The organism is Ralstonia sp. OTU4908 (genome assembly GCF_038440115.1).
Classification (GTDB): Bacteria; Pseudomonadota; Gammaproteobacteria; order Burkholderiales; family Burkholderiaceae; genus Ralstonia; species Ralstonia pickettii.
Map to the genome: position 1 here is coordinate 1 of NZ_JASATD010000101.1, position 600 is coordinate 600.

Annotated in this window: 1 protein-coding gene; it reads right to left on the reverse strand. The window is 56.3% G+C overall.

What is annotated here, in order from left to right; all coding sequences use genetic code 11:
• Positions 1-166: 166 nt before the first annotated feature.
• A partial coding sequence (locus tag AAHM38_RS25485) for a DUF3304 domain-containing protein (RefSeq protein ID WP_342234428.1) occupies positions 167-600 on the reverse strand: 434 nt, incomplete at its 5' end.

Here is a 600-nt window from a genome sequence, read left to right on the forward strand (position 1 = left end):
TTGCATGGGGTCGCCATCATCCCGTGCCGCCATGGCCGCGCGGTCATCGCAGCCGGCAAGCAGGGCGAGGCTGATCAGCAAAAGTGACCTGATCGATTGGGTTTTCATAAACCGTTGCTCCGATTAAAGAACAGGGCTGATGTGATTGATTTGTTCGCAGGAGACTTCATTGGCTTGTCTCCCCTTGCTTTCTGGGTTCGGCTTCGCGGGCCAATTCGGCTTCTCGGGCGATCTTCATTTGACGTTGCTTCTCGCGACGCTCTTCGTCTTGGCGGGTGAGTTCTTCGTCCACCGTTCCAGTGGCTACATAAGGGTCGCCGTCAGTTGGTTTGACTTCAAGACTGTTGTGTCCATTTGCGTTACCGTCCTGCACCATCAGCTTCACGCGGTCTCCGGGAAGAAAGATGGCAAAGAGTGCGCCTGCCCTTGGGCCATACTCGGGCATCTCTGCTTCGGCTTTGTACCAAGCCCCCCAAGCAATACCGTCTAGCTTCTTGTTGGCAATCCATCGCACCGTGACCTTCAGGCCAGGACGCCATTTCTTGGGAAAGGCGGCGCAACACGTTTCCTTGCCTCCTCCGGATGGCATGTTGTCTGGGG